At 72.3% G+C, this 25,747-nt stretch carries 25 protein-coding genes and 1 pseudogene; 17 read left to right on the top strand and 9 right to left on the bottom strand.

Going from position 1 to position 25,747, the window contains the following annotated elements; all coding sequences use genetic code 11:
- Nucleotides 1-171 precede the first annotated feature (171 nt).
- Both BJ961_RS00540 and BJ961_RS00535 read right to left on the bottom strand, forming a co-directional pair.
- A complete protein-coding gene (locus BJ961_RS00540) occupies nucleotides 172-906 on the bottom strand; it encodes a GAF and ANTAR domain-containing protein (RefSeq protein WP_271319367.1) in 735 nt (244 codons plus the stop codon).
- Between the two features lie 97 nt (nucleotides 907-1,003).
- Nucleotides 1,004-2,353: a helix-turn-helix domain-containing protein gene (locus tag BJ961_RS00535; protein ID WP_271319366.1), complete on the bottom strand. Its 1,350-nt coding sequence runs from the start codon at nucleotides 2,351-2,353 to the stop codon at nucleotides 1,004-1,006.
- Between the two features lie 112 nt (nucleotides 2,354-2,465).
- On the opposite strand from BJ961_RS00535, the gene BJ961_RS00530 reads away from it, so the two are divergent.
- The gene (locus tag BJ961_RS00530; RefSeq protein WP_271319365.1) at nucleotides 2,466-2,657 is read left to right on the top strand and encodes a hypothetical protein; all 192 of its coding nucleotides are present in this window, start codon (nucleotides 2,466-2,468) and stop codon (nucleotides 2,655-2,657) included.
- Between the two features lie 72 nt (nucleotides 2,658-2,729).
- Here the strand turns inward: BJ961_RS00530 and BJ961_RS00525 are convergent.
- Nucleotides 2,730-3,796, bottom strand: a pseudogene (locus BJ961_RS00525) (hypothetical protein).
- A gap of 64 nt (nucleotides 3,797-3,860) precedes the next feature.
- The gene (locus tag BJ961_RS00520; RefSeq protein ID WP_271416928.1) at nucleotides 3,861-5,108 is read right to left on the bottom strand and encodes a PP2C family protein-serine/threonine phosphatase; all 1,248 of its coding nucleotides are present in this window, start codon (nucleotides 5,106-5,108) and stop codon (nucleotides 3,861-3,863) included.
- 67 nt (nucleotides 5,109-5,175) lie between these two features.
- On the opposite strand from BJ961_RS00520, the gene BJ961_RS00515 reads away from it, so the two are divergent.
- The 4 genes from BJ961_RS00515 (at nucleotide 5,176) to BJ961_RS00500 (ending at nucleotide 8,169) form a co-directional block, all read left to right on the top strand.
- Nucleotides 5,176-5,691, top strand: a complete 516-nt coding sequence (locus tag BJ961_RS00515) for a hypothetical protein (RefSeq protein WP_271319364.1) — start codon at nucleotides 5,176-5,178, stop codon at nucleotides 5,689-5,691.
- A 72-nt stretch (nucleotides 5,692-5,763) separates the two neighbouring features.
- The gene (locus tag BJ961_RS00510) at nucleotides 5,764-6,699 is read left to right on the top strand and encodes a hypothetical protein (protein WP_271319363.1); all 936 of its coding nucleotides are present in this window, start codon (nucleotides 5,764-5,766) and stop codon (nucleotides 6,697-6,699) included.
- Between the two features lie 45 nt (nucleotides 6,700-6,744).
- Nucleotides 6,745-7,116, top strand: coding sequence for an ADP-ribosylation/crystallin J1 (locus BJ961_RS00505; RefSeq protein WP_271319362.1), 372 nt, complete (start codon nucleotides 6,745-6,747; stop codon nucleotides 7,114-7,116).
- A 36-nt stretch (nucleotides 7,117-7,152) separates the two neighbouring features.
- Complete coding sequence (locus BJ961_RS00500; RefSeq protein WP_271319361.1) at nucleotides 7,153-8,169, top strand: endonuclease/exonuclease/phosphatase family protein; 1,017 nt, start codon at nucleotides 7,153-7,155, stop codon at nucleotides 8,167-8,169.
- Nucleotides 8,170-8,222: 53 nt separating this feature from the next.
- Here the strand turns inward: BJ961_RS00500 and BJ961_RS00495 are convergent, their stop codons facing one another.
- Entirely contained in the window at nucleotides 8,223-10,304 is a 2,082-nt protein-coding gene (locus BJ961_RS00495) for a PhoX family protein (RefSeq protein ID WP_271319360.1), read from the bottom strand.
- Nucleotides 10,305-10,567: 263 nt separating this feature from the next.
- On the opposite strand from BJ961_RS00495, the gene BJ961_RS00490 reads away from it, so the two are divergent.
- From BJ961_RS00490 to BJ961_RS00465, 6 genes are all read left to right on the top strand, one after another.
- Entirely contained in the window at nucleotides 10,568-12,088 is a 1,521-nt protein-coding gene (locus tag BJ961_RS00490) for a VWA domain-containing protein (RefSeq protein ID WP_271319359.1), read from the top strand.
- A 116-nt stretch (nucleotides 12,089-12,204) separates the two neighbouring features.
- Nucleotides 12,205-13,821, top strand: coding sequence for a methionine--tRNA ligase (metG, locus tag BJ961_RS00485; RefSeq protein ID WP_271319358.1), 1,617 nt, complete (start codon nucleotides 12,205-12,207; stop codon nucleotides 13,819-13,821).
- Between the two features lie 100 nt (nucleotides 13,822-13,921).
- On the top strand, nucleotides 13,922-14,287 hold the full coding sequence (locus BJ961_RS00480; protein WP_271319357.1) for a PH domain-containing protein: 366 nt from the start codon (nucleotides 13,922-13,924) through the stop codon (nucleotides 14,285-14,287).
- 133 nt (nucleotides 14,288-14,420) lie between these two features.
- Complete coding sequence (locus tag BJ961_RS00475) at nucleotides 14,421-15,008, top strand: phage tail protein (protein ID WP_271319356.1); 588 nt, start codon at nucleotides 14,421-14,423, stop codon at nucleotides 15,006-15,008.
- A 23-nt stretch (nucleotides 15,009-15,031) separates the two neighbouring features.
- Nucleotides 15,032-15,424, top strand: coding sequence for a type II toxin-antitoxin system RelE/ParE family toxin (locus tag BJ961_RS00470; RefSeq protein WP_333782068.1), 393 nt, complete (start codon nucleotides 15,032-15,034; stop codon nucleotides 15,422-15,424).
- Nucleotides 15,421-15,726 carry a helix-turn-helix domain-containing protein gene (locus BJ961_RS00465; protein ID WP_271319355.1) on the top strand — a complete coding sequence of 102 codons (306 nt, stop codon included), beginning with the start codon at nucleotides 15,421-15,423 and terminating at the stop codon, nucleotides 15,724-15,726. Before BJ961_RS00470 ends, BJ961_RS00465 begins: the two co-directional genes overlap by 4 nt.
- Before the next feature lie 57 nt (nucleotides 15,727-15,783).
- Here the strand turns inward: BJ961_RS00465 and BJ961_RS00460 are convergent, their stop codons facing one another.
- On the bottom strand, nucleotides 15,784-15,996 hold the full coding sequence (locus BJ961_RS00460; RefSeq protein ID WP_271319354.1) for a DUF397 domain-containing protein: 213 nt from the start codon (nucleotides 15,994-15,996) through the stop codon (nucleotides 15,784-15,786).
- The gene (locus tag BJ961_RS00455; RefSeq protein ID WP_271319353.1) at nucleotides 15,993-16,868 is read right to left on the bottom strand and encodes a helix-turn-helix domain-containing protein; all 876 of its coding nucleotides are present in this window, start codon (nucleotides 16,866-16,868) and stop codon (nucleotides 15,993-15,995) included. The genes BJ961_RS00460 and BJ961_RS00455 overlap by 4 nt, the downstream gene beginning before the upstream one ends.
- 158 nt (nucleotides 16,869-17,026) lie before the next feature.
- Between BJ961_RS00455 and BJ961_RS00450 the strand changes: the two genes are divergently transcribed.
- The 5 genes from BJ961_RS00450 to BJ961_RS00430 all read left to right on the top strand — a co-directional run bounded on the left by BJ961_RS00450 (nucleotide 17,027) and on the right by BJ961_RS00430 (nucleotide 20,527).
- On the top strand, nucleotides 17,027-17,572 hold the full coding sequence (locus BJ961_RS00450) for an ATP-binding protein (RefSeq protein WP_271319352.1): 546 nt from the start codon (nucleotides 17,027-17,029) through the stop codon (nucleotides 17,570-17,572).
- A 145-nt stretch (nucleotides 17,573-17,717) separates the two neighbouring features.
- Nucleotides 17,718-18,629, top strand: coding sequence for a helix-turn-helix domain-containing protein (locus BJ961_RS00445; RefSeq protein WP_271319351.1), 912 nt, complete (start codon nucleotides 17,718-17,720; stop codon nucleotides 18,627-18,629).
- A 67-nt stretch (nucleotides 18,630-18,696) separates the two neighbouring features.
- On the top strand, nucleotides 18,697-19,227 hold the full coding sequence (locus tag BJ961_RS00440; protein WP_271319350.1) for a DUF6932 family protein: 531 nt from the start codon (nucleotides 18,697-18,699) through the stop codon (nucleotides 19,225-19,227).
- Nucleotides 19,224-20,159 (top strand): hypothetical protein, encoded by a 936-nt coding sequence (locus tag BJ961_RS00435; protein WP_271319349.1) that lies wholly within the window; start codon nucleotides 19,224-19,226, stop codon nucleotides 20,157-20,159. The genes BJ961_RS00440 and BJ961_RS00435 overlap by 4 nt, the downstream gene beginning before the upstream one ends.
- A gap of 116 nt (nucleotides 20,160-20,275) precedes the next feature.
- Nucleotides 20,276-20,527: a hypothetical protein gene (locus BJ961_RS00430; RefSeq protein WP_271319348.1), complete on the top strand. Its 252-nt coding sequence runs from the start codon at nucleotides 20,276-20,278 to the stop codon at nucleotides 20,525-20,527.
- A 94-nt stretch (nucleotides 20,528-20,621) separates the two neighbouring features.
- On the opposite strand, the gene aspS is transcribed toward BJ961_RS00430, so the two are convergent.
- A complete protein-coding gene (gene aspS / locus BJ961_RS00425) occupies nucleotides 20,622-22,385 on the bottom strand; it encodes an aspartate--tRNA ligase (protein WP_271319347.1) in 1,764 nt (587 codons plus the stop codon).
- Nucleotides 22,386-22,541: 156 nt separating this feature from the next.
- Here aspS and BJ961_RS00420 point away from each other — a divergent pair, with 156 nt between their 5' ends.
- Nucleotides 22,542-24,707: a SpoIIE family protein phosphatase gene (locus BJ961_RS00420; protein ID WP_271319346.1), complete on the top strand. Its 2,166-nt coding sequence runs from the start codon at nucleotides 22,542-22,544 to the stop codon at nucleotides 24,705-24,707.
- Here the strand turns inward: BJ961_RS00420 and BJ961_RS00415 are convergent.
- On the bottom strand, nucleotides 24,638-25,723 hold the full coding sequence (locus BJ961_RS00415; RefSeq protein WP_271319345.1) for an AI-2E family transporter: 1,086 nt from the start codon (nucleotides 25,721-25,723) through the stop codon (nucleotides 24,638-24,640). The two genes, BJ961_RS00420 and BJ961_RS00415, sit on opposite strands and share 70 nt — an antisense overlap.
- Nucleotides 25,724-25,747 lie beyond the last annotated feature (24 nt).

Here is a 25,747-nt window from a genome sequence, read left to right as displayed (position 1 = left end):
GTGCCGGTGGGCGAGTACCTCGCGGGCGGCCTCGTGGACGGTGCGGTCGCGGGCGAACGCGTCGGCGCGCAGCCGGGCCAGGGCGTCGCCCAGGCCGGGCCGCGGCTGGGCGGCCGCCGACGGCGGTCCGGACGGGCCCGCACCCGCGCGGGCACCGTACGGGCACGCGCTTCAGTCGGCGTCCGGCCACCGGTCGCCGTCGACGCGGTGCCGGTGGGCGAGCACCTCGCGGGCGGCCTCGTGGACGGTGCGGTCGCGGGCGAACGCGTCGGCGCGCAGCCGGGCCAGGGCGTCGCCGGGACCGGTCCGCAGCTGGGCCATGATCATGCCGACAGCCCGGTGGATCTCGTCGTGGTCGCCGGCCAGCTCGTCCAGCCAGGTCCCGTGCCCGCGCGGCAGCGCCATCAGGGCCACCGTCATGACACCGGCCACGAGCCGTGCCGTGCGCAGCTGCGGTCCGGTCAGCCCGCCCGGGGTGTCGCGGTACAGGTCGAGGGTGCCCAGGCAGGCGGTGTCCTCGCCCAGCGGCAGCGCGTAGACCGCGCGTACGCCGACCGCCGTCGCCTGCTGGGCGAAGACCGGCCACCGGCCGGCGTCCGCACCGGACGCCAGATCGCGGGCGAGCACCGCGGCTCCCGACTCGGCGGCACTCACGCAGGGGCCGGCCCCGAGCGTGGCCTGGATCTCCGCCAGGTACGACGCCCGGTCACCGCTGGCGCACAGCCGTACCGGCACGCCCTCGACGCGCAGCGACGCGCTCGCCCCGTTCACCGGCAGCAGGCGCACCGCGGTCGCGCACAGCCGGTCCGGTACCTCGCCCGGCGGCGCTCCGCGTACCCGGGCGAGGATGTGCTCGGCGGCACGTGAGCCGTCCGACGGCCACCGGGGTTCGTCACTGGGCGGCACCCGAACCGCCTCCTTCACTCGCGCGCCCGGGGGCCGACTACCCCTGCCCACCCGCGGAAAACCGGGGCGGGCGGGCGCCGCGGGCCCGGGGCGGGGCCTACAGCGGCGGCTGCGCCGGGGCGGGTCCCAGGGTGGTGGTGCCGGGCGCGGTGCGGTGCCCGAGGCCGGTGCGGTAGGCGTCCAGGGCCGCCTCCACCCGGCCGGTGCGGCGCAGCAGGTCGCCGAGGAGCCGGCACAGGTCGGCCAGGTCACCGGCCGCGCCGGCCCGCTCCAGCAGGCTCAGCGCGCGGACGTAGTGCTCCTCGGCGGCCTCGGTGTCCCGGGCGTCCTCGGCGATGATGCCGAGCAGCCGGTGCGCGCCCGCGGAGTGCACGGCGCCGCGTTCGGAGGAGAGGTCGTCGAGGACGTCGTGCAGCAGCTCGGCGGCCTCCTCGGACTTGCCGCGCCGGTGCAGGACGTCGGCCAGCTCGACGGCGACCTGGCTGCTGTAGAGGGCGGCGCGGGTGACCGAGAGCATGCCGAGGGCCTCCCGCATCTCCGCCTCCGCGCGCGGAAGCTCGCCGTTCTGGGCGCAGACGTACCCGCGCATCCAGTGGCAGTTGGCCAGCTCGGTCCGCAGTTGCAGCGTGCGGTACAGCTCGGCCGCCTTGGCGAGCGAGGCGTCGGCCTCGGCGAGGCGGCCCTCGGCGAGCAGGGTGCGGGCGACGGAGCGGTGCATGCGGGCCACCAGGGCGGGGTCGCCGGCGCTGGGCGCGAGGGAGAGGGCGAGTTCGGCGGCCTGGGCGGCGCGCGCGTGGGCGCCCATGTCCATGTACGGGCCGATCGCGCTGGCGTAGAGCAGCAGCAGCGCGTCGGGGTCGTGCAGGCCGCCGCGGTTCAGCTCGTCGAGCGTGGACTCCAGGAGGTAGACGGCGTAGCGCAGTTCACCGGCGAGGTAGTGGGCGAGGGCCCGGCCGCGCACGGCGGGGACGCGGGCGGGCAGCGGGGCGTCGGCCTCGACCAGGCACTGTTCGGCCCGCTCGAAGTACTGCCGGCCCGCGGCCAGCTCACCGGTCTCCACGGCGCACTCGCCGAGACCGAGCAGCGCGGCGGCCCGTTCCTCGGCCAGCTCGTGCGCCTCGGCCTCGGCGAGCAGCACGGTGTACTGCCCGGCCGCCTGTTCGGCGCCCTCGGTGGCGAGGGTGCGCCGCGCCTCGGTGAGCCGGAGCCGCAGATCGGTGGCGAGGCGGGCCGGACGCCCCGTGGCCAGCTCCTCGTAGCCGACGCCGAGCCGCTCGGCGAGGTGCCGCACCGCCTCGTCGGAGGGGCGGACGCGACCCGCCTCCAGGGTGGAGATGTAGGCGGGCGTGTACGCCGGTTCCGCGAGCTGGCGCTGGGTCATGCCGCGCTCGGCGCGCAGGCGCTGCACCCGGCGTCCGATGGCGTTTCGGTCGTCACGGTCGCCCACTGCCAACTCCCCATGAGGCTCTTGCCGTCCGGCTCGGACAGCTCTAGGTTAAACCGCGTATTAAGCACGCTTAACCGTGCTTGACACAATCCCCGGATCCGCAGAGGACACCGTGCCCGTACGCACCCGCACCGCCGAACGCTACGCCAGAGCCCTCGCCGCCGCCGTCGCCGCCGTGGCCTGCCTGCTGCTGGCCGGGAACGCCGGCCCGACGGACGCGGCCGACTCGCCCGTCCCCGCACCGGCCGGGGAGAGCGCCTCGGACCAGGGCGAACCGGCCGCGGTGACCCTCCGAGGGGCGTGAGGGCGGGGGCGACGGACACCGCCCGGCCGCGCCGCACCCGGGCCGGACGCGCGAAGCGGGAGCCGGTCGGGCTCAGCCCGGGGTCTGCAGGCGGCTCAGCTCCCGCTGGACGTGGTCCAGGGCGCCCTCGCGGCGTCCCGGTACACGGCCGCGCAGCGCGGCGAGGGCCGCGCCCAGTTCGCGGGCCGGGACGGTGTCGCGCACCCGGCCCCACTGGTGGTGGGCCCGGTCGACGGCCGCCTCCACGGCGGGCGCCTGCGGGGCTGGCCCGCGCCCAGCCGGGCCTCGGCCACCGTCAGCCACGCCCGGCAGCTGCGCACCGGGTCGCCCGCGAACATCGCCAGGTCGGCCCGGACCTCGGTCCAGTGCAGCGCGTCCTCGGAGGCGGGGCCGTGCGCGTGGGCCGCGGCCCGCTCGTGCCGGGCGGCGAGCGCGTCGGCGTCCCCGTGCCGCCCGGCCTGCACGGCGGCGGCGATGACGGCGTGCGGGTCGCCCGCGGCCGGCCCCGGCGCCGTCAGCACCAGGTCCGCGCCGCTGCCCGGGTCGTCGGCCGCGGCGCGGGCCAGCGCCTGCTGGTGCAGCTGGTCCGGCGGCGGCCGGTGCCCGCTGCGCAGGATCGTCGCGACGCCCCGCATGTACGACGGGGCGGCCACCGTCCACCGCGAGGGCGGCGGCGCGACACGGCCGTAGACCGCGTTGTTGCGCCCGGAGTCCAGCGGGTGGGTCCGCAGCCACTGCCAGGTGTCGTGGTCGGCGTGCAGGTCGAGCAGCAGCGTCGTCGCACCGCTCGGCCGCAGCCGCAGCTCCTCGCGGATCCAGTGCCAGGGCAGGGCGGTGTAGCGGACGGTCGCCGGGGTGGTGCGGGCCAGCGCCAGGTGCGGCAGGCGCTGGCGCCGGTCCAGCTGGAGCTGCCCGGCGACGTACACGGTCAGCGGTCCCGGGGCCGCCGCCGCGGCCCGCAGCCGGGTGAGGACGGCCTGCGGCTCCAGCGGGTCGGCGAGTTCGACGACGTTCGCCGTGTCCGTGCCGGAGAGCACGGCGGGCGGCACGGCCGCGAGCACGGGGAGCACGGAGGCGGCGTCCACCAGGCACCCCCGGCCCACGGGCGACGCCGCGAGCAGCAGCACGGTTCCGGGCATGTCCCCTCCCCCTGTCGATCACGTACGCCAGCACGGTAGCCGCTGCGGCCGCCGAGCGGGGCACTCAGCCGCCCGGCTCCTCCCGCCGGCGTACCGCGAAGACCGTGGTGTCGTCGGTCACCCGCCCCCGGCAGTGCCGCAGCGTGCCGTCCCGTACGAACGTCACCAGCCGGGAGGGCGCCGCCAGCGCCGGGTCCGCGGCGACGGCACGGGCGATGTCGCCCGCGGGGCGGTAGAAGACCCCGGCGGCGTCGCGGGCCTCGGTCACCCCGTCGGTGACCAGCAGGAGCGTCTCGTCCGCGGCCAGCGGCAGCCGGTGCACCGGCGGGGGCTCCCCGGGCCGGGCGGTGGGGGCGAGGTCCGCCATGCCCAGCGGCAGCCCGGCCACGACCGGCAGCGGGCGCACGCCGCCCGGTCCGACCGCCAGCGGGGGTTCGTGTCCGAAGACGACCGCCTCCACGGCGTCGGGCAGGGCGGGCGAGAACCCGATCAGCACGGCGGTGGCGAACCGGTCGCCGTCGGTCCGGCCGAGGCCCGCGGTGTGCGCGCGGTGGCGCGTCATGCGGATCTCCAGCCGCTCGGCGACCGTCGCGAGGTCCGGTTCGTGGTAGGCGGCCTCGCGGAAGGTGCCGAGCAGCGCGGAGGCCGTCTCCACCGCGCCGAGCCCCTTGCCCTGCACGTCGCCGACGAGGACGCGGGTGCCGTGCGGGCCGGGCTGGATGTCGTAGAAGTCGCCGCCGACGCGGGCCTCGACGTCCGCGGAGAGGTAGACGGCGGCGTGGTCGAGTCCGCCGAACCCCACCGGGAGCGGGCGCAGCACGGTGCGGCGGGTGGTGTCGGCGATGTCCCGCATGTGCAGCATCCGCCGCTCGCCGCCGACCCGGAACGCGGCCGCGACCACGGCGATGGCCCCGCCGAGGGTGACCAGGACCAGACCGGGCAGCCCGGTCTCGTCGCGGTGCTGCCAGACGGTGTCGGCCATGACGTAGACGACGAGCGCCAGCACGGCGAAGACGGCCGTGCCCCGCACCCCGCAGATCGCGGCGGCGACGCCGGGCACGAGCACGGTCCAGGAGATGATCTCGAACGCGCCCGTGGCGATGTCGCCCGCGGTGATGCCGACGAGCAGGAGCAGCGGGAACAGCCAGGCGACGCTGCGGCCGCGGACGCTGAGGAGTTCGTGCCGGGACACGGCGTCCCCCCGGCCGGCGGCGTGGACGAGCCGGCCGAGCGGACGCCACCGGTCGCGCACCGGCCTGCGGACACGACCCCTCACGGACCCCAGCGAAACACGCGCCACAGCGGCCCGCATCCCGACTTGCCCGCCGGCCCGCCCAGGTGTGCCCTGGTAGACGGGGCGAGGTGAGAGGAGTGCTGCCATGGCTCACGCGGTACCGACACGCGGAACACCCACCGATGCCCGCACCGGCACGGCCCCGTCGGGTCCCACGATGCCCGACGTCTTCGACCGGCGGACCCACCTGCTGGCGAAGTGGGCGATGCCCCTCGCGATCGGCCTGGTCTACGGCTACTGGGCCGCGGCCGTCCGCCGGCGCGGCGACCCCATCACCGGCTGGAACCTGCTGTTCGGCTTCATGACGGTGCTCGCGTTCGTCATCCTCTGGTACGCCGTCCGCGCGGTGGCCCAGCGGCTGCCGCGCGAGGGACACGCGGTGCTGTGGGGCGCGTTCGCGGGCAGCGCGCTGGGCTTCCTGTACTCGTGCAGCGGCGTCGCCATGTTCACCTGCATCGTCGTGTCCCTGCTGCTCGCGGCGGCGGTGACGCTCGGCCTGTACTACTTCTACTCCACCCACCAGGACGCGGAGGAGCTCCGGGCGGCCCGCAAACGCGCCCTCGCCCGCACCCGCGCCCGGACTCGCACCCGCCCCACCTGACCGGATCGTCCCGGGGGGCCATATGCAGTCGCACCGGTCGCCCGGCGGGGGCGCGGGGGTTTGCCTGGAACGGTGTCCCCCCGCCTGCGCAACCTCCTGTCGGCCGGCCTGATCGTCCTCGCCGGCCTGCTCGCCCCGTGCGGCGCGCTGGCCGGCTGGGCCGTGCACGGGCCGGCCGACACCGGGCGGTACGTCACGGCGATGGCGCCGCTGGCCGACGACCCGGACGTACGGGACGCGGTCGCGGACACGCTGGGCGCCGGATTCGTCGGCGTCGTGGACGAGGTCGCGGCCGGTCCCGTCGACGGCAGGGTGCGCCTCTTCGTGCGGGACGCGGCCCGGTCGTTCACCCGGACCGAGGCCTTCCACGAGGGCTGGGACACGGCCAACCGCACCGTCCACGGCGCCGTGCTGCGCGCCCTGCGGGACCACGGGGCGGCCGGGCGGGCGATCACCGTCGACCTGGCCCCCGTCGCCGCGCGCGTGCGGGAGCGCCTCGCCGCGGACCACGTGCCCTTCGCCCGGCGCATCCCGGTCCGGCCCACCCCGGTCACCGTGCTCCCGGCCCGGGAGGCGGACCGGCTCAGGAAGGGCTTCCGCGTGCTCGACGTCGCCGCCCTGTGGCTGCCGCTGGCGGCCGTGGTCTTCGCGGTCACCGGCATCGCCGTCGCCGCCTGCCGCCGCCGGGCCGTCGCGGCCGTGGGGCTCGGCACCGCGCTCGGCGGGGCGCTGCTCGTCGTCGCCGTCGTGGTCGGCCGCCGGCTCACCGTCGCCGGGCTCCCCGGCCCGGTGGACGGCCCGGCCGCGGGCGCCGTCTACGACGCCCTCACCGCGACCCTGCGCACGGCTTCCTGGCTCCTGGTCGCCCTCGGCCTCACGGTCGCCCTGGCCGCCTGGCTCACCGGCCGGTACGGACACCGACCGCGCCGCCGGTCCCCGGCGAAGCCCGCGCCGGAGCCCGCCCCTCCGGACCCCGCCCCTCCCCGGCCGACGCGCACGGGCCGCTGAAACCCCTTGGCGGGGACCGCGCCCGGGCGGATAGCGTCGCCGCCCATGACCGAGCAGCGGACCGAGAGCGGCACGACGACCCTGTGGCGGCCCACCGGCCCCGAGGAGCTGGCCCTCGTCGAGGCCTCCGGCTGGACGGCCTGGCCGCCGCGCCTGCCCGAGCAGCCGATCTTCTACCCGGTCCTCGACGAGGACTACGCCGTCCGCATCGCCCGCGACTGGAACGTCCCCGCGTCCGGCTCGGGATACGTGACCCGGTTCGAGGCCGACACCGCCTTCCTGGCCCGCTACCCCGTACGCCGGGCAGGCGGCGAGACCATCCTGGAACTGTGGGTCCCGGCGGAGGAACTGGCGGAGTTCAACCGGCACATCGTGGGCCGCATCGAGGTCGTCCGGGAGTTCCACGGCCGGGCGTAGATTCGGGCATCGCAACCGCGAGCGGAGGGCCGGGACGTGGACACCGAGACCGACACGGCGACCGGCACGTGGGCGGACGCCGACGACGGGTGGGCGCCCCGCCGCGCCGGACGCCGCTTCGGAGCCTGGTGCGCGGGGCTGCTGTTCACCGGCGTGAGCGTGGTCGTCGGCTGCCGCGCCGCCGACACCGACGGCATCACCCCCGTGCCGCAACTCCTCGCCTTCCTGCCCTGGCTGCTGGTCCCGACCGGCGCCGGGCTGCTGCTGACGCTCCTCGCCCGGTGGTGGACCGGCGCCGTGTGGGGCGTCGCGCTGCTCGGGCTGCTGGCGTGGTTCATCGAGCCCTACGGCAAGACCGGTGAGCCCACCGGGCCGCCCGTCGCCGAGGTGCGGGTGCTGACCTCGAACGTGGAGTTCGGGCAGGGCACCGACGCGCTGATCGCCGCCGTGCGACGCGAGAAACCCGACCTCGTGTTCGTACAGGAGTGCGAGTCCACGTGTGGCGCGGCGCTGCGGCGCGACCTCGCCGCCGACTACCCCCACCGGCAGGCCGTCGAGGGCGCCGGGTCCAAGGGTTCCGTCATCCTGAGCGCCTTCCCGCTCCGGCCCGCCCCCGGCGTCCGGGGCACCATGGGCATGCCCGCCGCCGTCGCCGACGTGCGCGGCCACGCCGTACGGCTCCGGCTCGCCCACCCGATGCCGCCGCTCGCGGACCAGGTGGACCTGTGGCGCGCGGAGCTGGACGCCCTGCGCGACGCCGCCGCCGGGGACCGCGGGGCGCCCACCGTCCTGGCCGGGGACTTCAACGCCTCCCAGGACCACGCCGCCTTCCGCCGCGTCCTGGACACGGGGCTGCGCGACGCGGCCCGGCTCGCGGGCGAGGACCGCACGCCCAGCTGGCCCGCGAGGACCCTCCCCGTGTTCGGCACGCAGATCGACCACGTCCTGGTGTCCGAGGACTTCGCCGCGCACGACGCCCGGTTCCTGGACCTGGCCGGCACCGACCACCGCGCACTGGTCGTCGACCTGACCCTGCACGCGGCGGCCGGCTGACCGCTCTCCCCCCTGCTTCCCCGGCCGAGCCAGACGTCGGCTCACACGTCGGCTCAGACGCCGACGTCCCGGCCGTCCGCGCGCCACACCGCCACGACCGCCGGGCGCACGATCTTCCCCGGCCCGTCGGGCCAGGTGCTGGCCGGCTGCTCCACCGAGGCGCCGTCGACCTCGCCCGGGTGCTGCACCGCGACCAGCACGCGCCGGTCCTGGACGAGCGGACCGCAGGTCTCGGCGCCGGTCGGCACGGTCAGGAACTGCTTCAGCTCACCGCGCCGGTCGCCCTTGGTCGCCACGCCGAACAGCCCGTCGTGGGTGCCGAGCGCGTTGCCGTCGGTGGAGATCCACAGGTTGCCGTGGTCGTCGAAGGCGACGTTGTCGGGGCAGGAGATCGGGCTGACCCGGTCCTTGGGGAAGCCCGCGAAGTACGTCGCCGGGTCCTCCGGGTCACCGGCGACCAGGAACAGCGACCATCCGAAGCGGGTGGCGTCGGCCCGGTTCCAGCGCTCGGTCAGCTCCAGGACGTGGCCGTGCTTGTTGGAGTTGCGCGGGTTGGCCTCGTCGGGGCCCGCGTAACCGGCCTTGCCCCGGTTGGAGTTGTTGGTGAGGGCGACGTACACCTTGCCGGTGACCGGCGACGGCTCGATGTCCTCGGGCCGGTCCATCTTGGTCGCGCCGACCTTGTCCCCGGCGAGCCGGGTGAAGACGCACACCTCCTCGGCGCTCATCCCCTCGACGTGCGAGACGGCACCGCGCTCCGTGGCGGTCACCAGCGGAATCCACTCGCCGCCGCCGTCGAACTCGCCGTCGCGCGGCAGCGTTCCCGTCCCGTCGATCTCGATGTCCGGGGAGTCGCCGTCGAGCTTGGCGACGTACAGCGTCCCCTCGTCGAGCAGGGAGAGGTTGTGCTCGCGCGCCCAGCGGGAGTTGCCGTGCCGCATCCGCTTGCTGCCGACGAACTTGTAGAAGTAGTCGAACCGCTCGTCGTCGCCGGTGTAGACGACCGGCCGCCCGTCGTGCGTCAGCCGCACGGTCGCGGCCTCGTGCTTGAACCGGCCGAGCGCGGTGTGCTTGCGCGGCGTGGACTCGGGGTCGTACGGGTCCAGCTCGACGACGTACCCGAACCGGTGCACCTCGTTCGGCTCCTGGGCGAGGTCGAACCGCTGGTCGAACCGCTCCCACTTGCGCTCGGTGGCGCCGGTCCCGATCCCGTACCGCTTGTCGGTGGCGCTGGAGGCGTGGGCGAAGTACTGGTTGAAGTTCTCCTCGCCGTGGAGCGTGGTGCCCCACGGGGTGGTGCCGCCGGAACAGTTGTTGAGGGTGCCGAGCACCTTGCGGCCGGTGCGGTCGGCGGAGGTCCTCACCAGGTCGGACCCGGCGGCCGGGCCGGTCAGCCGGAACTCGGTGGTGGCGGTGACCCGCCGGTTCAGCCGGTGCCGCGACACGGCCGTGAGCCGCCCGCTCCTCTTCTCCTCCTGCACGGCGACGACGGACAGCCCGTGCGCGGCCCACGCGGTCTCGACCTGCTCGCGGGTCGGGTTCTCGGGGTCGTAGCCGCGGAACATGAGCACCTCGTCGGTGTACTCGTGGTTCGCGACGAGGAGCTGGCGGTCGTGCTCGCCCCGCAGCGGCAGCAGCGCGAGGAAGTCGTTGTTGTACCCGAACTGCCCGGCCTGCGCCTCGGCGCTCTGCTTCTCCGGGTCGAAGGCGGGCGCCCCGCGCAGAATGGGTTCACCCCAACGGATGACGACGTCCTGCCGGTACCCCTCCGGAACGGTCACGGCGTCCTCGGTGTTGGGCGCGACCGGCGTGAACCGCAGCCCCCGCGCGGCCCGGTCCCGGGACGGCTTCCCGTGCCCCTTCCCTCCCGCCGCGGGCGCGGCCTGCGCGGACGGCGCCCCCGCCACCCCCACGGCCCCGGCACCCGCCGCGGCGACGGTGACGACGGCGGCGGCCCGCATCATGGAACGGCGGCTGAGCGCACCGGCGATGACGTCACCGACGTACTCGTTGCCGCTGGTGTTCGGCACCTCGTGGAAGCAGGCGTCACCGCACCGGAAGCGGCAGGTCATCGCGGACCGGCCGCCGGGGTGCGAACCGGACGGCGTTCCGATCAACGGCAGGAGCTTGCGCACTGTGTTCTCCCCTTGAGAATCCCTGAATGCCCTGGTGTCAGCGCGACCGTAGGCGCACACCCGTGCGGGGACCGGGCGTCGCGGTGAACGCACGGTGAACCCGGGGAAGCGGTGGGGGAATTACGCCGACGTCTCGATCCGGCCTTGACGCGGCGCCGCTCGCATGTCAGACCCTGCACAAGATCACAAGCCGGGACCGCTAACCTTACGTGTCCGTCCTGGCCAGGGATTGACGGCATCAACTCACCCGAAGGGTTGCGCACATGGGCATTCTCACTCTCCTGCGGAACGCGTTCGGCCGGTCACGCAAAGAACGGACCGCCCAGGCGGAGGGTGCGACGCAGGAGACGGCACCGCCGGTCACCGCGCCGGAGCCGAGGCTCCCGTCCCAGCCCACCGCATCCCCGGAGCCGGCCGAGACCCCGGACCGCCCGGAGTCCTCCCAGATCCCCGAGCCCCGCTCGGAATCCACCCCCGACGAGCACGACCTGGTCAAGGCCGCCTTCGCCAACATCACGGTCCCGAAGCCGACGGAGCCCCCGCCCACCGAGCCGACCCCGACCCCGGAACCGGAGGCGACCTCCGACCCGACCCCGGAACCGGAGGCGACCTCCGAGCCCGAGCCGGCCCCCAAGGCAGCCCCCGAACCGGAACCGGCACCGGAAGCCAAGGCGGAACCCGAGCCGGAACCGGAGCCTGAAGCCAAGGCCGAAGCGGAGCCGGAACCGGAGCCTGAAGCCAAGGCAGAGCCCGAGCCGGAACCGAAGCCTGAAGCCAAGGCCGAAGCGGAGCCTGAAGCCAAGGCAGAGCCCGAGCCGGGCCCGGAACCCAAGGCCGAGCCGGAACCGGAGCCCGAAGCCAAGGCCGAGGCGGAGCCGCAGGCCGAGGCGGAGCCGGAGCCGGAGACTGAGCCGAAGCCCGACCCGACGGAGGCCCCGGACGCCCCGGGCGCCCCGGCAGCCACCACCCCGGAACCCGCGGCCGCCGACGGCGAGGACGCCCCACAGGGGCCACCCGCACCCGACAACGCAACCAGCACGGGTGGTGCGGGTGGGAACACGGACGCCGAGGGCGAAGCCGAGGCGTCCCCCACCCTCCAGCCGGAGGCCCCCGCCCCCAAACCCGCCACCCCCGCGGCGCGACTCCGCTCCCAGGCCCCCACCCTCACCACCGCCTACAAGGCAGCCGGCACCGCCCTCAAGAAGCACGACCTCACCGGCACCCGCGCCAAGGTCCACCTCGTCCTCGACCGCTCCGCCTCCATGCGCCCGTACTACAAGGACGGCTCCGCCCAGGCCCTCGCCGAGCAGACCCTCGCCCTCGCCGCGCACCTCGACCCCGAGGCCACGGTCCACGTCACGTTCTTCTCCACGGAAGTGGACGGCACCGGCGACCTCGCCCTCACCGACCACGAGAACAGGATCGACGAGCTGCACGCGGCGCTCGGCCGCATGGGCCGCACCAGCTACCACTCCGCCGTCGAGGCAGTCCTCGCCCACCACACCAGGGAAGAGGAACCCGGCACCCCCGCCCTGGTGGTCTTCCAGACCGACGGCGCCCCCGACGCCAAGACCCCCGCCACCCAGTCCCTCACCGACGCGGCGGCGAACCACCCGAACGTCCACTTCTCCTTCGTCGCCTTCGGTGACCCGGAGAACAAGGCCTTCGACTACCTCCGCAAGCTCAAGACGGGCAACGCCTCCCACTTCCTGGCCGGCGAGACCCCGAAGGAGCTGACCGACAAGGAGCTGTACGAGGGCATCCTGGCCACCTGGCGCCCGTAGCCGGGCACAGCAGCCGCACGATCAACCCTTTCGGGGGGTGGGCGAAGGGGAAGCCCTCCGTCCACCCCCCGAAACGCGTGTGAGTCGATCTCCACGGGCCCAGTAGGATTTCGACCATGGCGGCCACTGGATCAGAGAAGCGGGGAGCGAAGGCGTACTACGTCTCGACCCCCATCTACTACGTCAACGACGCTCCTCACCTGGGCCACGCCTATACGACCGTCGCAGGCGACGTGCTCACCCGCTGGCACCGCCAGCGCGGCGAGAAGGTGTGGTACCTCACCGGCACGGACGAGCACGGTCAGAAGATCATGCGTACGGCCGAGGCGAACGGGGTCACCCCGCAGGCCTGGGCCGACAAGCTCGTCACGGAGGCCTGGAAGCCCCTGTGGGAGCACCTCGACATCGCGAACGACGACTTCATCCGCACCACGCAGAAGCGGCACACCGACCGCGTCCAGGAGTTCGTGCAGGACCTGTACGACAAGGACGAGATCTACAAGGGTGGCTACGAGGGCCCGTACTGCGTGGGCTGCGAGGAGTACAAGCTCCCCGGCGAGCTGCTCGACGGCGAGGGCGAGTACGCGGGCCAGAAGCTGTGCCCGATCCACAAGAAGCCGGTGGAGATCCTCAGCGAGGAGAACTACTTCTTCAAGCTCAGCGAGTACAGCGAGAAGCTGCTCGCCCACTACGAGGCCAACCCGGGCTTCATCCAGCCCGAGTCCGCGCGCAACGAGGTCGTGAACTTCGTCCGCCAGGGCCTCCAGGACCTCTCCATCTCCCGCTCGACCTTCGACTGGGGCGTCCCGGTCCCCTGGGACGACAAGCACGTCATCTACGTGTGGGTCGACGCCCTCCTGAACTACGCCACGGCGGTCGGCTACAACGAGAACCCCGAGAAGTTCGAGTCGACGTTCCCGGCCGACGTGCACCTGGTCGGCAAGGACATCCTCCGCTTCCACGCGATCATCTGGCCGGCCATGCTGATGGCGCAGGGCCTGCCCCTGCCCGGCAAGATCGCCGCGAACGGCTGGCTGATGGTCGGCGGCGAGAAGATGTCGAAGTCCAACCTGACCGGCATCAAGCCGCAGGACCTGACCTCGCACTTCGGCGTGGACGCGTACCGCTGGTACTTCCTGCGCGCGATCGCCTTCGGCCAGGACGGCAGCTTCTCCTGGGAGGACTTCTCCGCCCGCTACACCAGCGAACTGGCCAACGACTACGGCAACCTCGCCTCCCGCGTGGCCGCGATGGTCGGCAAGTACTTCGGCGGCGAACTGCCGGCCGCGACGGCCGACGGCGACGCCGAGAAGGCCATCCACGACGGCCTGACCAGGTCCGTCACGGAGGCCGACCGGAAGATCGGCGAGGAGCTGGACTTCCAGGGCGGCATCCTGGCCGTCTTCGACTTCGTCAAGCAGGTCAACGGCTACATCACCGAGCAGGAGCCCTGGAAGGTCGCGAAGGACGAGTCCCCTGAGGGCAAGGCCCGCCTGGCGACGATCCTCTACACGGCCGCGGAAGCGCTCCGCGCGGTGGCGGTCCTCCTGAACCCGATCATGCCGGACACCTCCCAGAAGCTCTGGGACTCCCTCGGCGCCGAGCCCTCCCTGGGCGCCCTCGCGGACCAGCAGGTCCAGCACGCGGCCGACTGGGGCCGCCTGCCCGCCGGCGCGACGGTCACCAAGGGCGCGGTGCTCTTCCCGCGTCTCGAGGAGAAGCCGACGGCGTAACGCGCTCGCTACAGCAGGGGCCCGGGAGAGGCAGAAGCTTCTCCCGGGCCTCCGCGTTTGCGAAGATCGTACAAACAGTCGGCTCACATGGGGGGAAACCATGGCACTCTTCGGCAACGCACACAGCATCGACCCGGCCCAGGCGCAGCAGGAGTACGCGCGCCTGCTCGGCCACGGCGAGCAGGTCCACGCGGCCTACCTGCTGATCCGCGACACCATACTGTTCACCGACCGGCGGCTGATCCTGATCGACAAGCAGGGCATCACCGGCAAGAAGACCGAGTACCACTCGATCCCGTACCGCAGCATCACGCACTTCGCGGTCGAGACGGCCGGCCACTTCGACCTCGACGCCGAACTGAAGATCTGGCTCTCCGGCAGCGCGACCCCGATCCAGAAGACCTTCACCAAGGGCGTCGACATCTACGAGGTCCAGGCGATCCTGACCCAGTTCGTGGCGCGGTAGGTCACTTGTGGACCCGTCACCGTCCGAAGCCTCGGTAGCAAGCCCGTGACATGACCACAATGGAAGCCGCACAGCGGGTTGAAAGTGTCAGTGACGCCCGGTACGGGACGTCCGACGACACAGGGGATTCACCATGGCCCGCTCCACTTCCGCCCGTCTTCGCCGCCGTCGCATCGCAGGCGCGGCCACCGCGGGGCTGCTCTCGCTGGGACTGCTGACCGCATGCGGCAGCGGCTCGTCGGACGCGGGCTCGTCCGATGCCGAGGCGAAGCCCCGTTCCAGCGCGACCGAGAAGGTGGAGACGAAGGACATCCTGGCGGGGGACGCCCTCACCTCGCGCAACTTCGCCTTCAACATGGACGGCCGAGACGTCGAGTACCTCGCGGAGGTCTCCGACCTGCGCACGGAAGCAGACGAGCAGACCACGCAACAGTCACAGAACGGCCAAGCCGCTCGCCGCCTGATTCCCGGCGCCGGCGCGGGTGGGGAGGCGGTGATCGTTCGCGGCCAGACCAAGTCCGAGGAGCTCACCAGGTTCGCGGCCGGAGAGACCACGCCCGAGACCGTCTCCCTCGTCGTTCTCGACTACCAGAACAATCCCGTGAAGCGGTACGAGATGGCGAACCCCAGGGTCACCAGGATCGACCAGTCTCCGGCCGGAGCGGACGGCACCTCGACGGAGGCCCTCACGATCAGCTTCTCTCAGCTGACCGTCCACTGAGCAGGGGCTTTTGACAGACCCCGGTGGGGCCCACATTGCCCATACCCTCGACGATATATAGCATCCTCGAACCCAAGGTCGAAAAATGGCTGGACACCCTGACCCCGCACGACCATGGCCGGGTGATGTTCTACGCCGACCTCCTGGTCGACTTCGACGGCATACTCGACGAGCCCTACAGCCGTCACCTCGGCGGCAAGGTACGAGAGCTTCGGTTCCGACTCGGACGGCAGCACTACCGCATCACCTACTGGCTCGCGCCGCGTAGGCGCATCGTACTTCTCACCGTCTTCGCCAAGACGAAACCACAGGAGAGCGCCGAGGTAGAGCGGGCCCAGGCTGTCCAGAAGGAGTGCGAGGCCGAGCACCCGCCCGCCCATACCGTCTACGACCGCTTCCCGGAGGACACCCCATGAGCCACACTCGCTGGGAGATCACCGATGCCGACCGGGCGCGTGAGGGATACCAGGAAGCCCGCCGCGCCTACCTGTTCGGCAAGGCAATCCGCGACCGTCGCACTGCCCTGGGGCTGACCCAGACCCAACTCGCCGAACGCGCGGGCATGTCCCAAGCCGCCATCTCACGCCTGGAGCACGGCGGCTCCACACCGACCATCCCCCTCCTCGAACGCCTGGCCTCTGCTCTCGAATCCACGCTGCACCTGGACATCACGCCCAACAGCGACCTTTCAGTGGCCTTCACCGCCCAGGCAGCCTGACTACAACGCGCCCCGTGCCCGGTGACAACCGAACCCAGGGGATGCGCAGTTGAGAAGTCAGCTTCCGGACGCGTACGTCACAAGGTCCGCCCACACCTCCGGCGCCACCGCGAGGCGGGGGCTCGCGTCGCGGTACTTGGAGTCGCGGACGTGGACGGTGCCGGGGGTGGTCGCCACCTCGACGCAGTCGTTTCCGTCGCCGCTGCTGCTGTAGCTGCTCCTGAACCACACCAGCGCGGAGTCGTCCCTGGTGGAGGGTGTGCCGCTCATGTTTCTCCAAGCATCTGCTCGATGAACGCCCGCGACTCTCGGGGCGTGAGCGCCTGTGCCCGGATCATGCTATAGCGCAGGTCAAGGATGCGGATCTGCTTCGGATCGGTTACCGGTCGCCCGTTGAATGCCCCTTCGGAGCGACCGACCGACGCGCCGTCCGGAAACTTCAACACCTCGATCAGCCCGCCCGTACCGAAGTGATCCTCAACGTCTGTCGGCATCACTTGGATCGACACGTTCCGCAACTCACCCAGCTCCAGCAGATGTTCAAGCTGCCGACGCCACACCATTCTGCCCCCGACCGGGCGCCGAAGCGTCACCTCTTCCTGGACGAAGCTGAGCGTCGGCGCGGGTGACCTCTCGAAGAGGGAACGACGAGCCATGCGTGCGGCCACCATGCGCTCCGTCTCCTCGTCCGAGTAGGCAGGCAGCCACGCACCGAAGAGCGACCGCATGTGCTCCTCAATCTGCAACAGTCCGTGGATGTTGTGGTTGCTGTACAGCCCCGCCTCGACCGCCTGCGCCTCCAACTTGGCGATCTCCCGCACCCTCTTCGGATACCGGACCTTCGCCACGTCCTCCTTCATCGCGGCGAGCAGCCCACCCGCGCCCAACACCTCGTCGGCCATGTCCAGATACTCCGGTCGGGGGATCCGCTTCCCGCCCTCGATCTTGTAGACGAGATCTTCGCCATACCCCACGGCCTGGCCGAACTCGCCGACCCGCATGCCCACGGCCTCCCGGCGCAGCTTCAACTGCCGTCCCACGGTGGCGACCACAGCCACGCCCCACTCGTCGTCCGGGTCCACCTCCCACCCCGGCTCGTCAGCCTCGGTCCTGAGCTGCCGAACCTCACCGTCCACCGACATGCGCGCGCCCCTCCGTCGTACCGCCTCGTGCCAGTCACGCCCTACCCGCACGCACCGCCGTGACAAGCCCGGACACCACCGGACAACCGTCAGACAGTGACCGTACGCAACGGCGTTATCACGCTTCACGGTACGCAGTCGCGGCCACGCTGAGTGACGTGAATCAGAAACTGACCCAACCCGGCGGACACGTCCGCAACTTCGGCCTCCTGCTGTCCCCCACGCCCCGGGGTGCCCGCCTCGCCCGCCTACTGGCTACCAAACAACTGCGCACCTGGGAATTGCCGCTGGACCCGGCGGCGCACATCGTGGCCGAGCTGGCGAACAACGCCGCCACCCACGGACGCGTCCCGGGCCGGAACTTCCAGCTCCTGCTCTACGTGGTCGGCGACACCCTCCGCATCAAGGTCACGGACACGCGCGGTGACCGGCTGCCGCACCCGCGCCCCACCGGCCCCGACGACGAGTCCGGCCGCGGTCTGGCCCTCGTGGCGGCCCTCGCCGACCGCTGGGGCGTGACCCCCGGCCTGCCGCCCCGCAAAACGGTCTGGGCCGAACTCGCCCTCCCGGCACAGAAAGTGCCGGAACGTGACGGGGCGGGTTCCGGTCGCACCTGCGCCTCCTATGAACCACTGACTGAGGAGAAAGCACCCCACCAAGCCCCACCCCTCCCTCCCGCCGGACGCGGTCACTCTCGCGAGTGAATATGCCATCTTGACTGGTTTCGGGACCAGTTGTCTGCCCTACGCTCAGCGGCGACACCACCACCAGACATGCGACGGCCCTCGCCGGGAATGGCATCCCACTGCGAGGGCCTGACCACCAAGGAAGACAGAGGACCTCTTCCCGATGGCTGCCCAGCACCCTAACGCGCCCACCCCCGCCACGTCCGGAACCGTGGACGTAGACCACCCCCACGAGCAGCCGCTCGCGGGCGTCGTCCACGACAACGTCCGCCACACCGAGAGCTTCACGGTGGTCGGCAACCACCTCGTCCAGCACAAGGAGCTGTCCCTGCTGGCCATCGGACTCTCCTGCTACATCCAGTCCGTGCGCCAGGGCACCTCCGTCGACATCAAGACCCTCGCCGCCCGCTTTCCGGAGGGCCCCACCCGCATCGCGGCCGGGCTGCGCGAGCTGGAGAAGCACGGCTACCTGCAACGCACGTGTACCCGCACGTCCACCGGCCGGATCGTCACCAGGACGGTCTCCCGCAACAGGCCCGGACACAGCGGCAACGGCAGCGCACGGGAGACGGCATCCCGCCCCGCCGCCCGGCGCGCGCCCCAGGAGAAGCCGCCACGCAAGCGCCTCCCCGCCGTGCCCCATCCGTCGTGCACCGCACCCGCGCTCCTCCAGGCGGCCGTCGACGTCCTCACGGGCCTGCGCCGCCGCGACCCGCGGCTCCTCCTCTCCGCCACCGACGCCGAGCACCTCGCCCCGGGCGTCGCCGCCTGGCTGGAACGCGAGGTCACCCCCACCGCCGTACGCCACGCCCTGACCGAGAACCTGCCGCACGAGCCCCTGATCCGGCCCGCCGCCTTCCTCGCCCACCGCCTGACCGCCCAGCTGCCGCCACCGCCGCCGTTCCGGCCCCCGGTCCCGTCAGCCGCCCCCGAGCCCCGGCATCCCCTCCAGACCTGCGACGACTGCGACCGCGCCTTCCGGGCCCCTCAACCGGGCAGGTGCCGTGAGTGCCGAGCGGTGGCCGACCGAGTGCCCGGAAGTCCTGACGTAGAGGAGATGCGCACGACAGGATGAGCCGTGCCGACGAACCATCGCGCCCCGTGCCGCCCCAGCACCCATCTGTACCCGACAAGGACTTCATGTGCTGCCTTCCTTCGCCGCGAACGGATTCCTTCCCCTGGGCCGCTACTCCCTCTCCGTCGGCGAGGCGGAGGACATGCTGGTCCTCGCGCCGGAGTTCCTTGGCTCCGACACACGCTGGGCGCTGTGGGACGGACTGAACAAGTATTTGGAGCCGTTCTTCGCGTTGGAGGACTCGTACGCGGACGCCCTGGACGGGCGCACGCTCATCCACAGGCTGTGGCTCGGTGGCAGCTTCGTGAGCGCGAAGACCGATCCGCGGAACATCGACGCGACGCTCCTGATCGACGTGGGCGCCGAGCGCGCCGTTCGCGGCAGGCCCGGCTCCAAATGGTTGACCACCGCTTTCCAGAGCCGGGCCCACATGCTGCGCAAGTTCGGCGTCTCACCGGTCAGAGTCGGGTACCGGCCCGTCGGCCGGGGCGTGTGGGACGACTGGTGGCAGCGCTGCCGTCTGCCCGGACACACGGACCGTTCCCCGTCCCACGAAAGTGCCGCCCCGGCACGCGGATACCTGGAGGTGCGACTGTGACCACCGGCGACAGCTGGCGAGAGCGCAGGCGTGCGTTGCTCCGGAACAATCCGGGAGCCGCCGAGACCGCCGCGCGCCTCCTCGAAGAGATGGGCACCGAGGAACGGGACGACGAGGAGATCGAGGCGGAACACCGCGCGAACCGCCTCGCGGCGGTGCGTGCATACGAGCCGGACGCGCGTCTCGACGAGGAACTGCGGCTCCGTCTGACCGGTCCCGACGCCGAGAGGGGCGCTCTGCGTTTCCAGTGGGGTGACGCTCTGCTGGACCCGGTGGAGAACGCGATCTCCGTCGCCGCGGGCACTCCCGTACAGCTGGAGCTCACCGGCATCTCGGCCGGCAGCACCGTGGTACATGCCCGTCCCGTGGCTACTGCCCTCCCCGCAGAGCCTTCAGCCATGGAGGCCCCCGTCACCTCCGCCACGAGCACCGGCATGCGTACGCTCACCCATCTGCTCGCCGCGCTGGAGGCCGAGCAGGACGTCCGGGAGTGGTCGCGCCTCTTCGACGCGGTGGACACCCTGGCCCGGGCTCTGGGCAAGTACGAGCTCGACCTGGGGGTGACCTGGTACGGCGCCGAGGGGGACATGCGCAGGGCGCGTCTCACCGGACGTGGCAGGCGTTATGTGCAGCGGCTTCGCGAACCGTCACGACCCCGCGACCAGGAGATGATCATCTCCGGCCGTATCACGGAGCTTCGCGAAAGCGGCTGGGTGAAGGTCAAGACGGGCACGTCCAGGAACGCGCCGGCCTACGACGTCCACTTCGACGAGCCCGAGGAACTGCTCCGTATGCGCCCCGGCCTCGGAGACAACATCCATTTCCGGGTCCGCTTCCGTCAGTGCCTGGACTCGGTAGGCATCGCCCGGTCGACGGAGTACACGTACCTGGGACCGGCGGCGGAACAGCCCTCGCTGCCGCTCGAGCCCTGACCAGAGCGTCAGCCCTACTCCGTCCGCGCCGCGAACCTCGTCGAGCCCCGCACGCCACCAGGCCGCCGTGTGGAGGAACGCACTCGTGGTCACAGCACCGCATGAGAGGGGCAGTCATGAAGAAGTACGCCGTGGAGCTGGCACCTGAATTCGAGGCGGAGCTCTGGGAAGTCTGCATTGATCTGATCAAAAGGGTGGCGATCGCCGGGCTCCCCGTGGACAGCGCCAATTCGGCGTTCCGGGAGAAGTTCTCAGGCATCGGCGCCCGTGCCGGCCTGTCCTCCGCGGAGATCGACCTCGTGGGCTACGGCTTCAAGTGCTGGCTCCTGACGTACAAGGACGAGTGCGCGAGGAGGTGGACCCAGTAAGTCTTCAACCCCCGTTCACCAGGTGTGATGACGGCGAGGGGCTCGAAACCGTGCCGCGGTTTCGAGCCCCTCGTTGCGGTACCGGGGCCGCAGGCTACTTCGGCTGCGGCTTGCGCACCGTCAGGTGCAGCTCCCTCAGCCGGGACTCGTCCAGTTCGGTCGGGGCGCCCATCATCAGGTCCTGGGCATTGCCGTTGAGCGGGAAGGCGATGGTCTCGCGGATGTTGGGCTCGTCGGCCAGCAGCATCACGATGCGGTCGACGCCGGGGGCGATGCCACCGTGGGGCGGGGCGCCGAAGCGGAGGGCGCGCAGCATGCCGGCGAACTCGCGCTCGACGGTCTCCGCGTCGTAGCCCGCGATCTCGAAGGCCTTGATCATGATCTCGGGCTCGTGGTTCCGGATCGCGCCGGAGGACAGCTCGACACCGTTGCAGACGATGTCGTACTGCCAGGCGAGGATGTCCAGCGGGTCCTGGTTCTCCAGAGCGTCCATGCCGCCCTGCGGCATCGAGAAGGGGTTGTGGGAGAAGTCGATCTTCCCCGTCTCCTCGTCCTTCTCGTACATCGGGAAGTCGACGATCCAGCAGAACCGGAAGACGTTCTCCTCGAAGTGCCCGGCGCGCTGGGCGGCCTCGACCCGCACCGCGCCCATGATCTTCGAGACCTCGTCGAACTCGCCCGCGCCGAAGAACACCGCGTGGCCGGGGGCCAGGGCGAGCCGCTTGGTCAGCTCCGCGACGTTCTCCTCGGTGAGGAACTTCGCGATCGGGCCGGTCAGCTTGCCGTCCTCGCCGACGCGGACCCAGGCCAGGCCCTTGGCGCCCTGCGAGACCGCGTAGTCGCCGAGCTGGTCGAAGAACTTGCGGGGCTGGGCGGCGACGTCCGGGACGGGCAGCGCGCGCACGTGCTTGCCGGCGAAGGCCTTGAACTCCGAGCCCTCGAAGACGTCGGTGATGTCGACGAGCTCCAGCTTGGCGCGCAGGTCCGGCTTGTCGGAGCCGTACTTCAGCATCGCCTCGCGGAACGGGATCCGCGGGAAGGGGGACGTGACCTCGCGGCCGCCTCCGAACTCCGTGAACAGTTCCGTCATCAGCCGCTCGACCGGCTGGAAGACGTCCTCCTGCTCGACGAAGCTCATCTCGACGTCGAGCTGGTAGAACTCGCCCGGCGAACGGTCGGCGCGGGCGTCCTCGTCGCGGAAGCAGGGCGCGATCTGGAAGTACCGGTCGAAGCCGGAGATCATCAGCAGCTGCTTGAACTGCTGCGGCGCCTGGGGCAGCGCGTAGAAGCGGCCCGCGTGCAGGCGGGAGGGGACCACGAAGTCGCGGGCGCCCTCGGGGGAGGTGGCGGTGAGGATGGGCGTCGCCATCTCGTTGAAGCCGAGGGCCACCATCTTGCTGCGGATCGAGGAGATGACCGACGTGCGCAGCATGATGTTGCGGTGCATGCGCTCGCGGCGCAGGTCCAGGAAGCGGTACTCCAGCCGCCGCTCCTCGTTGACGCCGTCCTCGGCGTTGATGGTGAAGGGCAGCGGCTGGGCGGCGCCGAGCAGCTCGACCTCGCCCACCTCGACCTCGATCTCGCCGGTGGGCAGGTCCGGGTTGATGTTCTCGGCGCCCCGGGAGACGACCTGGCCGTCGACCCGAACGGTCGACTCCTTGGTCAGCTTGTCCAGCGCCTCGTAGGCCTCGGTGCCCGGACGGGCGACGAGCTGCGTGATGCCGTGGTGATCGCGCAGATCGATGAAGAGGATGCCGCCCAGGTCGCGCCGATTGTGCAGCCAGCCACTCAGTCGGACGTCGGTACCGACGTCAGAGGAGCGGAGCTCGCCGCAGGTGTGGGACCTGTACCGATGCATCGTCGTTCGTCCAGCCTTCGCGGATCGGGGATGGCGTTTCACGTGAAACAACCCCAGCGTACCGGGCGCCCACAGCCGACATCCTCCCCATTGACTCGCCGTGACCGCCGGGGCGACCGGTGGCAGCGTCCGATCACCTCTTCTTAAAGTGGGGCAATGCGTACTGGTGAGCCCCTGCCCGAGGTGGGAGTCGTCCTTGCCGCTCTCGCGACCGGTCTGTGGCACTGGGACACCGCCGAGGGAGAGGTCACGGTGGACGCGGAGGCCGCCCGCCTGCTCGGGCTGCCCGCCGAACGGGCGACCCTCACCGAGGCCCAGGTACGGGCCCGGCTGCATCCGGTGGACTGGAACGAGATCACCGGCGTGGTCCAGCTCGCCGTCGCCGAGGGCACCCTCGCCGAGGTCCGGATCCGGATCATGGACGAGCACGGCCACGTGGTCCGGGTCGTACGCAGCCGTTCCAAGCCCTCGTTCGACCCCGCGCGCAAGGCGTACGAGCTGACCGGCACCCTGCAGGAGGTCACCGAGCCGAGGCCGGGCACCCCCGCCGGACGCAGCGCGGTCACCGGCGACTGGCGCCGCTCGCGGGAGGCGTTCCTGCTGGACGCCGGCCGGGCCCTGGCCGAGGCGCGGTCCACCGAGGAGGTGCTGCGGGTCGCGGCCGGGCTGTCGATGCCGGGGTTCTCCCCCGACGGCCTCGCAGTCTTCGGGGTCTCGGGCGACCGCCTCACCGTCATCGGCCACCACGGGCAGCCGGAGAACGAGGTCAACCCGTTCGTGGACATGTCCCTCAGCACCGACTACCCGGCCGCCGAGGTGGCCCGCACCGGCCGTGCCGTCTATCTCTCCTCCCCCCAGCAGTACCGGTCCCGCTACCCCATGACCTGGCCGCTCGCCGAGCGCTTCGGCCGCCGCTCCTGGGCCTACCTGCCGCTCACCGTGGCGGGCCGCACCATGGGCGCCTGGCTCGCCGCCTTCGCCTACCCGGTCGCGTTCACGCCGGACGAGCGTTCCGTGCTGACCACCGTGGCGCGGATGCTGGCCCAGGCCCTGTCCCGGGCGGGCGCCGCCGAGAACCAGCGGGAGCTGACCGAGGGGCTGCAGCGCACCATGCTGCCCGCGCTCGGCCCGGAGATCCCCGGCATGGACATCGCCGCCCGCTACGTCCCCACCGGTGGCGGCCTCCAGGTCGGCGGCGACTGGTACGACATGATCCCGCTGCCCGGGGGCCGCTTCGCCCTGGTCATCGGCGACGTCCAGGGACACGACGTGCGGGCGGCGGCGCTGATGGGCCAGTTGCGCATCGCCCTGCGCGCCTACGCCTCGGAGGGCCACCGCCCCGACGCGGTGCTCTCCCGCGCCTCCCACTTCTTCCACGGCCTCACCCAGTCCGAGGACGACCCCGGCGACCTGCGCTTCGCGACCTGCTACTACGCCGAGGTCGACCCCGCCACCGGCACCATGGAGAGCGCCCGCGCCGGACACCTGGACCCGGTGGTGCGCATGGCGGACGGAACGGCGCTGATCCTCGCCACGGCGGGCGGGCTGCCGCTGGGCATCGACCCGGACTCCGACTACCCGACCACGCGGCTCGCCCTGGAGCCCGGGGACACCCTGATGCTGTGCACCGACGGCCTGGTCGAGACCGGCGGCCACGACCTGCAGACCGGCTGGCACCGCCTGCGGGTGATCCTGGAGGAGCACGACGGCAGCCTGGAGGAACTGGCCGACGCCCTGGTCCAGGCCGTGCACGGGCCCTCCTCGCACCACACCACCGGGCCGCTGGCCGACCGGCGGGAGGACGACATCGCCCTGTTGCTGCTGTGCCGGCAGGGCGAGGGCTGCGGCTGCGGCGACAGCACGGCGGTCCGGGCGCCGGTGCGCCGCACCATGCTGACCGTCGCCCAGGCGGAGCCGGCCCGGATCGCCACCGCCCGCCGGCACCTGCGGGACCTGCTGCACGACTGGCCGGGCGAGGACCAGCGGGACTCGGCGGTGCTGCTGCTCTCGGAGATGCTGACCAACGTCCTGGTCCACACCGACACCGACGCCCTGCTGGTCGCCGAGGTCTCCGGGCAGCCCGGCGAACGGCGGATCCGGGTGGAGGTCACCGACAACGGCGACGACCTGCCGCACAAGCGCCGACCGGGGGAGATGGCGTCCTCCGGACGCGGACTGATGCTGATCGAGATGCTCGCCGACGCGTGGGGCGTCGCGCCGCGCGGCGAGGGCAAGAGCATCTGGTACGAGCTCTACGAGTCCGCCGCCCCGGAGGACGGCGCCGGTCCCTCGGTCGACCCGGAGGTCCTGTCCGCCCCGTAACGCCCCTGGAGCTCGTGCACGATGCCGAACGCCGCGGCCGTCAGCGGGACGGCGAGGAGCATCCCCAGGATGCCCGCCACCGACGCGCCCGCGGTGAGCGCCAGCAGCACGACGGCCGGGTGCATCTGCACGGTCCGGCTCTGGATCATCGGCTGGAGCACGTGCCCCTCCAGCACCTGCACCGCCAGCACCACCCCGAGGGCCCACAGCGCGACGACGAAGCCCCGGTCCGCCAGCGCCACCAGGACGGCGACGGCGCCGGAGATGAACGCGCCCAGGTACGGGATGTAGGCGCCCACGAAGACCAGCGCCCCGAGCCCGACCGCGCCGGGAACGCGCAGGACGAGCAGGCCGACCGTGATGCAGACCGCGTCGATGAGGGCGATCAGGGTGGTGCCCCGCATGAAGCCCTCGACGGCCCCGAACGCGCGCCGTGCCATGGCCTCGACCATGTCGGCGCCGCCGGGCGGGGCGACGGCGCGCACGGTGCCGGCGGCCCGGTCGGAGTCGCGCAGGAAGAAGAAGACCAGCAGCAGGGCGAGCACGGCCATGGCCAGCATCTCGCCGACGACACTGATCCCGGTCACCACGCCCGAGGCGGCCGTGCCGCCGAACTTGCCCAGCAGCTCGCGCGCGTTGGACGCGACGTCGTCCAGCGAGGTCCCCGCCGCGCCGAAGTGGTCGGCGACGCCCTTGGCCGCGTGCCGGAGCGAGTCGATGATCTGGTCGCCGGTCCGGACGAGCGCGGAGACGACGATGTACACGGCCCCGCCGACCACGGCCAGTACGGCGACGCAGGTCAGCCCGGCGGCCAGCGACCGCTGCACATGGGCCTTCACGAGGCGCGCGTGCAACGGTCTGAGCAGGGCGGTGCCGAGCAGCGCCAGCAGGGCCGGGGTCACCGCGGTGCGGAACTCGACGCAGAGCCGGATCGCGACGTACGCGACACCGCTGGCGAGCAGGATGACGGCGCACCAGGCGGCGAACCGGCGCACCGGGCCGGGGAGCAACTGCACGTCCCCAGCCGATCACGCGCCGGG

Origin of the sequence: Streptomyces lienomycini (genome assembly GCF_027947595.1) — a bacterium.
GTDB lineage: Bacteria > Actinomycetota > Actinomycetes > Streptomycetales > Streptomycetaceae > Streptomyces > Streptomyces lienomycini.
The sequence above is the reverse complement of the archived record's forward strand: the minus strand, read 5'-3'. Positions and strand labels throughout refer to the sequence as shown.